This is a genomic window from Sphingobacteriaceae bacterium GW460-11-11-14-LB5 (genome assembly GCA_002151545.1).
Taxonomy (GTDB): Bacteria; Bacteroidota; Bacteroidia; order Sphingobacteriales; family Sphingobacteriaceae; genus Pedobacter.
Genome location: CP021237.1, coordinates 356034 through 371173, shown reverse-complemented (window position 1 = coordinate 371173; position 15140 = coordinate 356034). Strand labels below are relative to the sequence as shown.

Annotated in this window: 7 protein-coding genes; 6 read left to right on the top strand and 1 reads right to left on the bottom strand. The window is 41.4% G+C overall.

All coding sequences use genetic code 11. The features are described from left to right. Position 1: 1 nt before the first annotated feature. A complete protein-coding gene (locus CA265_01450; GenBank protein ID ARS38422.1) occupies positions 2–2377 on the bottom strand; it encodes a hypothetical protein in 2376 nt (791 codons plus the stop codon). Between the two features lie 177 nt (positions 2378–2554). On the opposite strand from CA265_01450, the gene CA265_01445 reads away from it, so the two are divergent. The 6 genes from CA265_01445 to CA265_01420 all read left to right on the top strand — a co-directional run bounded on the left by CA265_01445 (position 2555) and on the right by CA265_01420 (position 15112). Beyond that, positions 2555–3871 carry a hypothetical protein gene (locus CA265_01445; GenBank protein ID ARS38421.1) on the top strand — a complete coding sequence of 439 codons (1317 nt, stop codon included), beginning with the start codon at positions 2555–2557 and terminating at the stop codon, positions 3869–3871. Positions 3872–4273: 402 nt separating this feature from the next. Continuing rightward, on the top strand, positions 4274–5458 hold the full coding sequence (locus CA265_01440; protein ID ARS42848.1) for a hypothetical protein: 1185 nt from the start codon (positions 4274–4276) through the stop codon (positions 5456–5458). A 29-nt stretch (positions 5459–5487) separates the two neighbouring features. Beyond that, positions 5488–8610: a hypothetical protein gene (locus tag CA265_01435; GenBank protein ARS38420.1), complete on the top strand. Its 3123-nt coding sequence runs from the start codon at positions 5488–5490 to the stop codon at positions 8608–8610. An 18-nt stretch (positions 8611–8628) separates the two neighbouring features. Then, positions 8629–10326 (top strand): hypothetical protein, encoded by a 1698-nt coding sequence (locus CA265_01430; protein ARS38419.1) that lies wholly within the window; start codon positions 8629–8631, stop codon positions 10324–10326. A 21-nt stretch (positions 10327–10347) separates the two neighbouring features. Continuing rightward, the gene (locus CA265_01425) at positions 10348–13386 is read left to right on the top strand and encodes a hypothetical protein (protein ID ARS38418.1); all 3039 of its coding nucleotides are present in this window, start codon (positions 10348–10350) and stop codon (positions 13384–13386) included. Positions 13387–13408: 22 nt separating this feature from the next. Next, positions 13409–15112, top strand: coding sequence for a hypothetical protein (locus CA265_01420; GenBank protein ARS38417.1), 1704 nt, complete (start codon positions 13409–13411; stop codon positions 15110–15112). Positions 15113–15140: the final 28 nt, after the last annotated feature.

Sequence of the window (15140 nt, the reverse complement as noted above, 5' to 3'; positions counted from 1 at the left end):
GCTACAGATAGGTAAACATTACAGTCGATTGGCAATCCTGATCAGCTATAGCCCTTACCCAATGCGCGCTAAAGCCTTTTGGAAATTCATAATTAATGCTTTGGCCGGCTTTTATAGCAAAGGTTTTATATTGATGAAAACCTGTTAAGTCGAAGTCGATCTCTAAAGTGATGTTCACGTCCTTATCAGAAGTAATCGATACCTTTTTCTGGTCATAACCAGTCATCAAATACGGTAAAGATGCTTCATTGGCCTTTACTGCAGTATTTTTCCAAACACCGCCCTCACCTACAGGTTTACCCATCTTCCATAAATCATCAATACCGCCATACCATAAGCCATTGGTGCCCGTGCCAAAATAATTACCATCGGCTTTAGCATCTTTTTTTGTACCACTCAATACCAATAAACCTCTCCAGGTACAAAAATCAATTATCTTTTTATGGTGGGTAGTAACCGGGCGAACAGCAATAAATCCAGATTCACGTCCAACTTCATAAAAAGTACCCTGAATATTTAACATAAAGCGCTCTGATTCCGTTTCACGTTTATCGCGTGAAGCAAATGTTTCGTAAGCAGCAGCATTTTTAGGTATACGGAACGTACCTGTTTTATCCTTTATAATTACCGATGCTTCATCAATGGTATAGTTTTTCTTTAAGGTTAATAATTTTTCCACCTGAGCGGTACTATCTGGCGCATTGGCGACAAACGCTAGTTTCTCATCAACTTCACTGTATTTTTTGCCGTTTGAAATATTTAATACCTGCAGGTTCTTATTATATCCAGAAGGACGGATCAGGTTTTCGTTAACAGCGGTTTGATCGTTAATCCCGGCAATACTGCTAAACATTGAGGGCTGGCTTTGTTGTGCTTTGCTTGTAAGATGAAAAAATGCTGAAGCTGTACAATCTTTATTGGTTTTAAAACGTACCCAATTGGCGTTAAAACCCGCCGGAAATATGGCATACTGATAACCATTTGCCGGAACAGCAATGGTTTTGAAATCTTCCCATTTGTTGTTACCCAATTTATCAATCTGGATGGTAAAATTGACAGCTTGAGCTGATTTCTGTGTGAGATGGAGCACTTTCTCTTCAAAACCTTTGGTAAAAAAAGGATCGGATGCAACTCCTGCTTTAACCTGATCGTTCTCCCAGGGGCCGCCCCAACCTGTCGCGGCACCCCATGTTTTTAAATCATTCCATTGCCCAAACCAAAGGTTGGATTGAGCACGCCCAGCCATTGGGTTTTCCAAAACGGTAGTCTCATCTGTGGAAATGACGATTTGGTTATTCCAACTGCAGAAATCAGGTATGTAGCGCAAATGACTATTTACAGGCGCAATGCCACCACTATTGTTTCTCGAAAAGGTTTTTGGAAAATCATACATCATACCATGCATATCCATAATCATTTTACCATTGCCAACTTCTCTTATGCGCGGCCATTCGGTATACCAGCCTCCTCTATGGTCGTAGGTATGCGCTGCTTTTGGCAGGCGGTAAGTATACCACTGGCCGTTATCTAATAATTTTAACATTACCGAACGTTTATCCCAGCCCATCGTCCACAGCGGACTTTTATCATTTGGCGATCCATAGATGCCACCAGGACCTGTTACGTCGGTAAACTGGCGGCGTTCAATAATTTTCCATGCCTTTCCATCCCAACTGGCCAACACACCTTTTTCTTCTGCGTTCTGGGGTAAATCGCCTGCCTCAAGATTTTCTTTTTTCAGCTTAAAAACAGCATCTTCCCCATTATTGGCTACCACCAATTGTTTTTGAGCTGTGTAGGCACCTTTACCATGCCATCCGGGTACTGGCTTATTAAAAAGTTTTTTTACCGCAAGTGTATGCACGTTAGTTTCATAGAGCATGCCTTCCATATCGTAAAAGTAAACCATGTTTCCCGGATCTGTTAAATGGCGTGCTGTTGCCGTCATTCTACCCGGCATCACTGAAAATGGAATTACCCTAACCTTGCCCTTGTTATCTATAAAATAATTACTGGTGATAAGCTGATTAGATTCTTTATGGATCATCCGGTTTGCGGGTGTCCCGCCAATGCTTTCCGGATGAATGGTTACATTTAGCTTATCATCAATACTATATAATTTGTCTGAGCTCCCTTTTGGATCGTGCGGTGAGTAAGTGACCATCCATAACTGTCCTGCCCAGGGTGTAATGGCACCAATACCATTTTCGAAACCATCATCTCTGGTTTTTTTGCTACCCGATGTCCATCCTTCGTTAAAAGTGGCTAAATGTGGGTAAATACCACTCACTTGTAGTGGTTTAGGGTTCTGCGCCTTAATATGAGCTGATACAAACAATGTTACCGCAAATAGCAGGGATGTTTTTTTGATCTTCATTAATTGTTATTGGTTTGTTGATAAAGTTTTATTTGATTAGTTTCTCAATCATTTTGAAATATTGAGCAATTATGTAAATTTAGCAGGTGCCGCTTCTAAAGTTGATTAAGGAACTATGCAATTCTGAACCAATGTTATGTACAAGATATCTTACTCAAAAACAAACTGTTATATTGTATGAAAAATGATTCTGTACAAGGGGAGAATTCAGTCTTTTTTCAGCAGTTGGATATCTGTTGTAAAAAAGTAGCGGTTAAGGTCGGCAAGAAGGATATTTCGGAGTGGAAAAATAGCGATTTCATCAAACTAAGTGAGCTATTACACGATCAAACCAAGGTTACTTTAAGCGATCATACCCTAAAAAGAATCTTTGGAAAACTAAAAACCTCTACCCGTTATTTCCCTCAAAAAGCAACAAGAGATGCGCTGGCTCAATTTATAGGTTACCGCGATTGGCATGAATTTGAATTATTAAATCCCTTACAGATCGAAAAAATAGATTCGGTCCAAAAGCAGCCAATGGCGGAACCAGAAACCGAGCCCGTAACTAAATCACCTGCAACAAAGATGGCTTATTTATTTGGGACATTATTTCTGCTTATTCTATCGCTTGGTTTTGGCTTTTATTTTTTCTATCCAAACTTTAATAAAATTGAACAGATTAAACTCATCTGTATAAATCCCGAAGGTGGAACACCACATTCGGCCATATTCAATTTAGCTATAAAGGGAAAAGGAACTGATATCCCCTCAGATTTTACCATAGATTTTGGAGACAGAAAGCGCAAAAAAAATATCGCGCCCAATCAGGCAGTCAATCATTATTATGAGTTGCCAGGACGCTTTTATCCCACCCTTCATGCTAAGGATGTAGTAGTGGATACTGCAGTAGTTTATCTTAAAACAAAAGGTTGGTCAATATTAACGAGCCTACCTGCAGATACGTCAAGATTTTATTCCGTTTACTCCAAAATTAATGGTCAAAATGGTGTTTTTAGAGCAACTGCGGCAGAGATTTCAGCAGCAGGAATCGATACCAATAAAACATTTTATGTATCATATATTAATATTAAGCCAACAACTATCAATGCAGATAATCTGAAGCTCAAAGTAAATGTAAAAACCTCGGCAAACAGACCTGGAGTAAGGTGTTCACAGTTTAATATATACCTATATGGAGAAGTGGATAGACATTTCATCGATGTGATTAAACCCGAATGCGTAGCCTGGGCCAGCTATCAATTTTCAGAAATTCAAAAAGATGGAGAAATAAGTGACCTAAGGGCACTAGGTCACGATCTTACCGCTGGAGCAAATGTTACATTAAACATTGCAGACAAAAAAGTAAAGCTATATATCAATAAACAATTGGTTTTTCAAACCCAGTATAAAAAACCAATTGGGAAGCTAATGGGTGTAAAAATCTTATTTGCTGGCCTCGGTCAGTTTCAAAACCTGGAGCTAAAGGATCTTAAAACAGGTCAAAGCTTTTAAAGCAAGCGATTAAAAGTTGCATCTTTCTTTCCCCATAATGACCTGCAAAGAAACCAGCAGTTTATAAAAATTTTAATTTTCAGCACAGAAAATAGTTTTTACACGATCTCATCTTTTTAGGCATCCCTGTAAAAGCGGCTATGGCTATGCCAAAGGCTTGTACATAAGCAACCAGAATAAACACATAAACAACTAGCTAACAGCTATTTAAGTTATACATTCTTTTGCAATTATTTTGCAATGTGAAAATGCAACATATCGCCTCCCTATTGCGATAAATTTACATTAACCGAGCAACTGATCCCATCCTTAACCCTGTAAGCAATGCCATTTTACTTACAGGATACTAACCACGATTAAATATAAACTATGAGATATAAATTATTATCAGTGCTATGCTTAATGATTATTGGAAGCGGTGCAATTGCCCAACAGGCGGTGCCTAATTACCTCCAATCGTATAAGCAACTGTATCGTAAAGATCCGCACGCAGCAGCCTTAAAGTGGTTTGACGATGCCCGATTTGGCCTTTTCATTCATTGGGGACCATCTACTTTTTACAAAAAAGGAGAATGGAATATGTTTTACAGCAAAATCCCTATTGCCGAGTATAAAGAACAGGCGATGAAATTTACCGGAGAGAAATTTAATGCAGATAGTATTGTCGCATTGGCCAAAACAGCCCAAATGAAATATATCACCTATGTGGTACAACATCATGATGGTTTTGCGATGTACGATAGCAAGGCAAATCCATTTAACAGTATGAATGCCAATGCACACCGCGATTATTTAAAAGAGCTTGTTGTGGCCTGTAAAAGATCAGGTTTGGGCTTGTTTATCTACTATTCGTTGGGCATTAACTGGACGCATCCCTTCTATTTGAGCAAAAAATATTATAACGAAGCACGCCCCGCTTACCAAACAGAGCAACCAGAGATCAGGTTTAAAGATAAATCCGACTTTGTTTATTACTGGAATACCGTTAAAGCCCAAATCTTTGAGCTTTCTACACAATATGGAGACATCGCTGGTTTCTGGTTCGATCCAATCGGAGGTGCCTACACCAATCCGGAACTATTTCAGGTACAGGATATTTATGACATGATCAAAAGATTGCAGCCGCAGGCATTGGTCTCTTACAAAACTGGTTTTAATGGTAATGAAGATTTTATTTCCTGCGAGCATGAAGTAAAATCGTTAACCACCCTGATGCGTCAGGTACAAGGAGAAAAAACTGCACAAATGGCTGAAAAAGCCTGGCAAAGCAACCGCACTAAAAAAGCAGAAATGTGTACCACCATGCAAAATAAAGGTTGGGGCTACGATGAAAATTCAACGCATAAATCAGCAGCTGATGTTTGGAAACTCTTAGAAAACACGGCTAAAAACAACGCAAACTTACTACTTAACATTGGCCCCTATCCAGATGGCGCCATTGTACCCGTGGATAAAAAAGCTTTAACTGAAGTCGGACTAAAAATAAGAAAAGAAGGTTTCCCAACACTGAACACCAAAACCTACATGCAATTTAGAGATGAAGGGGATAAAAAAATTACCGAAAGAGATCTAGAAACCATAAAGTAAAACAATACCAACCAAACAATTTTAAACAAATGAATAAATTTTTTACCAAATGCTTAACTGGCTTGGTAACTGTGCAGATGGTGTCATCCGGGCTTCAGGCTTACGGAAATACACATTTTGTACCAGTTACAGCAAGCACGGCCAATATTCCTGGAGAAAGATCTCTCAAACCGATCAAGGGAAAAATTATTGATGAAAAAGGACTGGCCCTCCCCGGGGCAACCATTACTGTAAAAGGCACCAAAAAAGCCGCCGGCACTGACAATAACGGCCAGTTCAGCATTGAAGCCAATCCGGGAGATGTACTGGTGATTACTTTTACCGGTTATACCACCCGTGAGGTGACCGTTTCATCGTCCGATAACATTAATGTGGTGCTGAAAGAAAACAATAGTGATCTCGAAGAAGTCGTGGTTGTAGGTTTTGGTCAGCAGAAAAAAATCAGTGTTACCGCAGCTATATCTACTGTTTCGTCAAAAGAACTTAAACAATCACCTGTTGCCAACCTTAATAATGCACTGGTGGGCAGGTTACCAGGTTTAATTGGGCAACAGACTTCCGGCGACCCGGGAAGAGATGCAGCAACGTTATTAATTCGGGGACAGGGAACTTATAACAATGCATCACCGCTGGTTTTGGTGGATGGTGTGGAACGTACTTTTAGTACCATCGACCCAAATGAGGTAGAAAATATCAGTATCCTCAAAGATGCTTCTGCAACAGCCGTTTATGGTGTAAGGGGAGCAAACGGGGTAATTCTTGTTACCACGCGACGTGGTGCCCTTGGTAAAACCACGGTGAGTATAACAGCAAATAATGCACTACAACAGCCTACCCGCCTGCCAAATTACCTTGATGCCTACAATTACTCGCTGCTCTTAAATGAGGCTTATGCAAATGAAGGTAAAGGGCTCTTTTACGCTTATTCTCAGGCAGACTTAGATGGTTTTAAAAACCATACTGACCCATATCTCTACCCGGATGTAGACTACATGAAAGAGTTTTTAAAACCGGTTGCACAGCAATATAACTTTAATGCCAACGTATCGGGAGGTACTAGGATTGCAAAGTATTTCGTTTCGGGCAGCTATTTTTCACAAGATGGACTTTATAAACATACGGGTACGAATGAAAATGCTTTTAACGGAGATTTGAATTATAGTCGTTACAACTTCAGGTCGAACGTAGATCTGGATGTTACGCCAAACCTGCGCATATCTACAAACCTGGCCGCAAGAGCAGAAACGCGAAACGGTCCGGCTACTTCAACATCTACGCTATTTAGTTCGCTGGTTGCTTTTCCGCCAAATAGTGCACCGCTTACCAATCCTGATGGCACTTATGGTTATAATTTTAGGCAGGCAAATGTATTGGCACAGTTTCAATCTGGCTTTTCAAAAGAATACAACAACAAACTCGAAGGTACTGTGGTATTGGATTATAAACTTGGATCACTATTAAAGGGCCTGAGCTTTAAAACCAATGTTTCCTTTACCAATGAATATACGCATACCATCACCCGTTCTTATGCAGATTACCTAAAATATAAAATCCTGGGTAAAAATACTGATGGCACTTATATTTATAGTGAGGCTGCCGGCTCATACAACCCAACATTGGGTTTTTCGCAGACATTTGATCCTGCCGTTGCCAGAACCACTTACTTAGAGGCTTCATTAAATTACAACAACACTTTTGGTAAAAGCACGGTAACGGGTCTGATATTGGGTAATAGAAGCCGCAAAATCAGGAATAATGCCGCATATGACTGGCCGTTTTCTTACCAGGGTATCGTGAGTAGGGTTACTTATAATTATGATGATAAGTATTTTATAGAAGGAAATTTAGGCTATAATGGTTCAGAAAACTTTCCTACCAATAAAAAGTATGGTTTCTTTCCATCTATTTCGGGCGGCTGGGTAGCCTCGAATGAAGGTTTTTTAAAGCCTGCCAAATGGATCAGTTTATTAAAAATCAGAGGCTCTTATGGCCAGGTGGGCAATGACAAATATGGAAGTGAGACCAATACAACTGATCGTTTTCTCTTTATTCAAAACTCTTATGCAACTGGTACCGGTTACTCATTTGGCCTCACGAACAATAGTGCAGTTACCGGTTATGTAGAAGGCGCTTTTGGTAACCCAACTGTCACCTGGGAGAAGGCAAACAAAGCCAACATAGGTCTGGAGAGTGCATTCCTAAAAAATAAAATCACGCTAAACGTTGATCTCTTCTACGATAAGCGCAGTAATATTTTAAGCAGATACGGCAATATTCCAACCACTTTTGGACAAACCTCTCCTGTAGTAAATCTTGGTATTGTTGAGAATAAGGGTTACGAGATCGAACTGGGGCACAATAACAGGATAAACGATTTTAGTTATACAATTAAAGCAAACCTGAACTATGCCCGCAATAAAATTATTTTTAGGGATGAAGCAGGCACAAAATATCCCTGGATGCGCCGTACGGGGCAATCAATAGGTCAGCAATGGGGTTACCAGACTGCAGGATTTTTCAATAACCAGGCAGAAATTGATAACTGGGCAAAATCATCCTTCGATCCAGGTCCACTTGGCAAATTACAACCAGGCGATTTTAAATACATCGATCAAAATGCTGACGGTATAATCGATATTTACGATCAGGTGCCTATAGGTAATCCCCTAATCCCCGTTTTCACCTTTGGAGGTACCCTATCACTAAGTTATAAGAACTTTGATTTTAGCCTGCTCCTGCAGGGTGCAGAAAAAACTTCAATGATCAGAACCTTGGAAGCTGGTTACGAATTTTTTAACAAGGGCAAAGTAATGGATCTCCACTTAGGAAGATGGACCCCTGAAACGGCAGCTACAGCAACTTACCCGAGATTATCATCTTCGCCTAACCAAAGTCAGCATAATTATGTCGATAACGACTTTTTCTTAATTGATGCCAGTTATTTACGCCTTAAATCGGCAGAACTGGGCTTTACACTCCCAACTTCATGGATTCAGAAAATAGGACTAACTAATGCCAGGTTATATGCCAACTGCTTTAATTTATACACCTGGGACAAGGTAAATTACTTAGACCCTGAAAATAGGGACGTTAGGGCCTGGTATTATCCGCAACAGCGCATTTTTAACTTCGGCGCAACAGTTTCTTTTTAACCCCAAAGATCAAGAAAAATGAAAAAAGCATATCTATATATTCTGGCAGCTATTGTTATAGCGAACGTAGTAAGCTGTAAAAAAGACTTTTTATCATCCCCACCAGTAAGCGTGGTTGATGCAAAGGCCATATTTGGCAATCCGTTACAAACTGCTGGCTTTCTGGCCAATATCTATTCAGAACTATCCGGCAGCCCAGACCAGTTTGGAGCTGGTACTGGTTTTACCAACATGTGCGATGAAGCAGAAGCAGGTTATGCTTACTATGCATCAAATGCCAGTAACGTAGGCTCTTTTAACGGCAGTAACAATCCCGATAATGCCTCGCTTAACGATAATTACCGGAAAATTCGCAAATGCAATGTAATGCTTGCCAATAAAGACCTGATGACCTTTACCCCTGCGCTGAAAGACCAGTATATTGCAGAAGCCCGTTTTTTAAGGGCATTCTTTTATACCGAACTTTTAAAACGCTTTGGCGGCATGCCCATAATCACCTCTCCAATAGATTATGAGCAGATCAAGGATTTTGATGCCCAGGCCGAACTAAAAAAAGGCATCAAACGCAATACTTATGCAGAATGCGTAGATTTTATTGTGAAACAGCTCGATTCCGCAGCGACTGTGCTTCCCTGGTCGCCACCTTCCGATCTTGAAAGAGGGCGGGTTACTGCAGCGGCATGTGCTGCACTTAAAGCAAGGGTTTTATTGGTTGCTGCAAGTCCGTTATTCAATGGCTCAGGCAACGAGTTAACGGGCTACCCAACAGCAGATCCTGCCCGATGGCAGCTGGCCTTAGATGCTGCGCGCAGCTTTTTCACCAAAAATACAGCAGGTGCCAATTGGTATTCACTTTACGCCGGTGGATTCGACAAGCTCTTCACCGAGTCGAGAGATCCAAATAACAGGGAAATTATCTGGTATAAACAAAGCTCGGGCGTAACAACAGGAAATTTCGATCCTACTTATTTTAATCCGCCAAACCGGCTGGGTGGCTTTACAGGCTACGATGTATCCCTTAACCTGGTAGATAAATTCGAAATGAAATCAGGTTTGGCCATCAATGATGCGGGTTCAGGTTATAACGAACAGCAATGGTGGTTAAACCGCGATCCACGCCTTGCCTTTAGTGTGCTAAGGAACGGTGATTTGTGGAGAGGAAATACCATGGAATTCTGGGCAAGAGATGTTTCAAACAAAAATCTACCAGGATTGGATTGGGGAAGCCAGAACCAGACCGGGATGACAATAAAAAAATTCCAAAGGCCAGACAATGGAACCATTGTAACCAAATATCATTACATCAGGCTAGCCGATGTATACCTGATGCTTGCCGAAGCTGCAAATGAAGTTGGTGGACCCACCGCTGAGGTTTATACTGCCATTAATACGGTTAGAAACCGGGCTACCGTATTGATGCCTCCCCTTCCGGCAGGTTTATCAAAAGACCAGATGAGGTTGCGTATACAGAACGAACGCGCAGTAGAACTGGCCTTTGAAAACCAGCGTTATTTTGACGTGAGGCGATGGAAGATTGCAGAACAAACCGATAACGGCCCATTTCAGGGTTTTGTGATTGAGAAAAATGGCAGCACCATTACCCACAACCGTTATACGCTCGAAGTTAGAAAGTTTCAACCAAGGATGTACCTCTACCCAATACCAGATGTAGAAATTTTTAAGGGGGCAAACATTGTCCAAAATCCAGGTTATTAATTGCTAACGCTAACAATTTTTATGATGAATAATTTCTATAACAAGATAAAAAAACAGGCTTTATTATTTGTAATTGCCCTGTTTTCTATGACTTTTTGCGCGCTGGCGCAGGAAGTAACAAAAGGCACCGTTACCGACCGATCGGGAAAACCTGTTGCGGGTGCACGGGTAGATGCAGGAACATCAAAATACCCCATTATCACAGATAGTAAAGGTGCTTTTTCGATAGGCGACAAAAATGCAGATACCATTTACATCAGCAAGCCAGGTTACCAAACTTATAAACAGGCCGTTAAAGCGATAAAAGATTATAATGCCATTGTTCTCCAAGCTGAACAACATTTCGATGAAACGCTTACCCTGCCCTGGAATTCCAGCGTACAGAAGAAATATTATCCCGGCGCAATAAGCACCACAACTGGTGCAGCCATGTCGAGGTACCATAACCTCAACAATTCCAATTCTCTTGCAGGCAGTATGGCCGGGTTAATTACTGTACAAGGAAGTGATGAGCCAGGTTACGACGGTTCCTCACTTTATATCAGAGGAACCAATACTTATAATTTTGGTAGTATCACTACCTATGTAGACAATGTACCATTAACTTTTAGCCAGCTAGATCCGCTCGAAATTGATCAGTTATCCATTTTAAAAGACGCCAGTGCTAATGGCACCTACGGTATCGCAGGAGCAAACAAATCGTTAATTGTAACGACCAAAAGAGGTGTGGCTTACCAGAACAAGATTAATTTTTATTCACAGTTTGGCTTTATTAAACCTAATGCGCCACAAAATTATTTAGGTGCTAAAGATTATATGAATTTGTATAATGAAGCTGCTGCAAATGATGGTCTGCCTGCAAGGTTTACCACCGACCAAATTGCGGCTTACGATAACCCCAACAGAGATATGGATAGATATCCTGATGTAAACTGGTATGGAGAGCTGATTAAAACTGAAGCGGTTCAGCAAAAATATAACCTTACCTTTTCAGGCGGTACCAATGCCGTGCGCTATTTTGTATTATTAGGTTATGCCAAACAAGACGGGCTTTTCAAATATGGTGATTATAATGAAGAAGTATATCAATTCAATAGCAATAACTCATTCGACAGGTATAATTTCAGAACAAATATCGATTTTGCCATCACCCCTAGTCTTACCGCCTCAGTAGATCTGGGCGGACGGGTAGAAAACCAAAGGTCGCCCGGTGCCGGAACATCAGGTACAAATGGTATCTGGTTAAATCTTTCCCGCTACCCTTCAGGCCTTTTTCCAATGATTTACAGCAATGGAAACATCGGTGGTAACAGCCAGTATGCTCGTAACCCGTATGGCATTATTACCCGCACAGGCTATACCAATATTGCTACACGCAACCTGCTGGGTACTACGCGCATAACCCAAAATCTCAATAAAGTAATAGAAGGACTGAGTTTAACCGGTGCTTTTTCATATTATAACAACTATAACAACATCGAAGGCAGAACTATGGATTTTGCCACATACGAACTTCAGCCGAACGGCACTTATCAGAAATTCGGTAACGATGTTGCCCTTGCCGTAAGAGCGAGAACGGCTACGCAGAACAGGTTGAACATCTTTTGGGCCAAGGCCGATTACCAGCACTCATTCGGCACTAAACACGAACTTGATGCAAGTGTGGGCTTTAACCAAAGTGTAAATACACCATCGGGTGATGATTATCCCTATGCTACACAAGGCTTTTTTGGCAGGGCTTTTTACAATTACGATAAAAAGTATGTGGCCGAACTAAATATTGGTTATAATGGGAGTGAAAACCTGCCAAAGGGAAAACGTTATGGTTTCTTCCCATCACTGGCCTTGGGCTGGATCATCAGTAACGAGGCTTTCGCAAAAAGCGACTATGTCGATCTGCTCAAACTTCGTGCATCATATGGCATACTTGGCAATACCGATTTTGGAATCGGCGGAGATGCCAGGGCAAGGTACCTTTACCTCAGCAATTACGAAACCGGAGGCAGTTATGTCTTTGGTAATAATCCTGCAAGCGCCGGAGGAAGAAGAGAAGGCCAGCTGGGCAATGAGAACATTACCTGGGAAACCAATAAAATGGCCAACATTGGAGCTGATTTCGAAATACTTAAGCATTCTGTTGGTGGTAGCGTTGATGCTTTCATGGAAAGAAGAAAAGACATTCTCGCCTTCCCCTCATCAATTTCAAGCCTCGGCGGATTTACCACCAAACCCTTTAATGTAGGTATTATGGAAAACAAGGGTATAGAGTGGGATGTGTATTATAAGCAGAAAATCGGTGATTTATCTTTTGCCTTGCATGCTTTAGGCTCTTTTGTAAAAAATAAGGTCATCAACCAGGAAGAACAAATTCAGCCATACGATTACCTGTACCGTACGGGAAATGCTTTAGGAACACCTTTTGGCTTAACCTCAATCGGTTTCTTTAAAGATCAGAACGACATCAACAATAGTCCTAAACAGAATTTTAGTACTGTAAAACCTGGTGATATTAAGTACAAAGATGAGAACAACGACGGCGTGGTTGATGTTTACGACCAGGTTAAACTGGGCAACCCAAACCTTCCGCAATTATATTATGGGGCAAGTTTAGATTTAGCCTTTAAAGGTTTCGACCTAAAGGTACTGTTTCAGGGTGCTGGCAGCAGAAACGTAAGCATACTCAATTCTGCCACGCAGGGATTCAGCGATGGCAATAAACCTACCGACTTTATATTGGGCAGGTGGACACCAGCTACTGCAGAAACTGCTACTTCTCCCCGGCTATCATTAGGTACCAACGCCAATAACTATCAGGCATCTTCCTTTTGGTTAAGAAATGGCCGTTACCTGAGGTTAAAGAACCTGGAACTGGGTTATTCACTTCCACAAAACCTGGTAAGCAAGGTCAAACTGGCTCATGCACGCTTTTTCGTCAACAGTTTTAACCTGTATACCTGGAGCGATCTTCCATCTGACCTTGATCCAGAATTTTTAGGCGCAGGGCTGGGAAGCTATCCACGAACCAAATCGTTCAATTTTGGACTTAACGTAGAATTTTAACCCTCATAAATAATTAGATTTTATGAAAACGACAATAAACCTGATCTGCATAAGCCTAACCTTCGGCTTGCTTTTCACCATAACATCCTGCAAAAAAAGTGTGCTCGACAGGCCTCTGGATATTGAGGTTCAGGACACACTGGTTTTTGGCTACATCAATTACGCGACAGATTTTGTAACCGATATTTATGCAACTTTACCTGGTGGGTACACCGATTTTGCTTCAACATTTAATGAAGCCGCTACAGACGATGCGCGTCATGGTAACCCGGGTAATGGCAGCTACCGTTTCACCAACGATAGCTGGGGTATTACCGTAAATTCAGATGATAAATATGCCAGCTGTTATGCCGGCATTCGCAAATGCAACCTTTTTTTGAGCAAAATTGATCTGGTAAAACTTAAAGACCATACCACTGATGTTAAAATAAACGGTTATACCGCAACAGAACAAAAAGACAGGCTGATTGGTGAAGTACTTTACCTGAGGGCTTATTTTTATGCAGAACTGCTAAAACGTTACGGCGGTGTGCCCTTGGTTACACAGGTACTGGGCGTTAACGATGACCTGGACTTAGCTAGAAATACCTACGATCAGGTCGTTAAACAGATTGTAGATGACTGCGATGCAGCTGCGCTTAAACTACCTACGTCTTATTTAATTGCAGGTCCAAGAAGTATATCAGTATCAAACTATTACGGCAGAGCAACGAAATGGGCTGCACAGGCACTTAAATCAAGAACATTGTTATATGCAGCTAGCGCGATTAATAACCCTAACAATGATGCGGCTAAGTGGATAGCAGCCTACACCGCTGCAAAGCCCTTTTTTGATGTTACACCTGTAACGCCAACCATGACACTGAACCCTGGTATAGCTGGCTACGAAGCCTTATTTAGGGGCAATACTGCAAGCCTTACCGAAATCATCTGGTCCAGACCCGCAACAAATTCAAATAGCCTCGAAACAGCTAATTTCCCTATTGGAATAGACGGGAGTACAGGTGGCATTAACCCTTCACAAGCGCTTGTTGATGCCTATGAGATGAAAACCAGTGGTAAACCCATTAGCGACCCCACAAGCGGCTACAACCCTGCCAACCCCTATAACGACAGAGATCCAAGGTTGGCAGCTAGCATCTTTTACAATGGTGCACTTTTTAAAACGGGCAGATCCATCGAAACCTTTGATGGTGGATTAGATGGACCGCAGAAAGTATATGGTTCATTAACCGGATACTATATGAAAAAACACCTGGATGTTAACCTGAACCTTACCCAAGCGCAGGCAAGTCAGCACAACTTTATCTATTTCAGGCTGGCAGAAATGCTGTTGAACTACGCTGAGGCCAGAAATGAAGCAGATGGGCCAGTTGCAGATGTTTACACAGCGATCAACAGAATACGCACAAGGGCTACCATGCCTAACTTACCTGCCGGCTTAACCAAAGCGCAAATGCGTGATCGGATCAGAAATGAACGCCGTGTAGAACTTGCTTTCGAAGGCCACCGATACTGGGATGCAAGAAGGTGGAATATTGCCAAAGATGCATTCAATGGTCCATTTACGGGAATGAAAATCGTGAAAACAGGAAGTACTTTCACCTATACTCCTTATAAAATTGAAGACCGGATTTTTAAGGAGTTTATGAACCTATACCCCATACAGCAGCGTGAAATTTTAGCCAATCCGAAATTAGTGCAGAACCCTGGTTGGTCAAAATAACATTGAACCACAACTTAAGACAACCTAA

Bases quoted from the DNA above. Each gene is read 5' to 3' on its own strand.
- CA265_01445 (ARS38421.1), top strand. From the start codon at position 2,555: ATGAAAAATGATTCTGTACAAGGGGAGAATTCAGTCTTTTTTCAGCAG.
- CA265_01440 (ARS42848.1), top strand. From the start codon at position 4,274: ATGATTATTGGAAGCGGTGCAATTGCCCAACAGGCGGTGCCTAATTAC.
- CA265_01450 (ARS38422.1), bottom strand. From the start codon at position 2,377: ATGAAGATCAAAAAAACATCCCTGCTATTTGCGGTAACATTGTTTGTA.
- CA265_01430 (ARS38419.1), top strand. From the start codon at position 8,629: ATGAAAAAAGCATATCTATATATTCTGGCAGCTATTGTTATAGCGAAC.
- CA265_01435 (ARS38420.1), top strand. From the start codon at position 5,488: ATGAATAAATTTTTTACCAAATGCTTAACTGGCTTGGTAACTGTGCAG.
- CA265_01425 (ARS38418.1), top strand. From the start codon at position 10,348: ATGATGAATAATTTCTATAACAAGATAAAAAAACAGGCTTTATTATTT.
- CA265_01420 (ARS38417.1), top strand. From the start codon at position 13,409: ATGAAAACGACAATAAACCTGATCTGCATAAGCCTAACCTTCGGCTTG.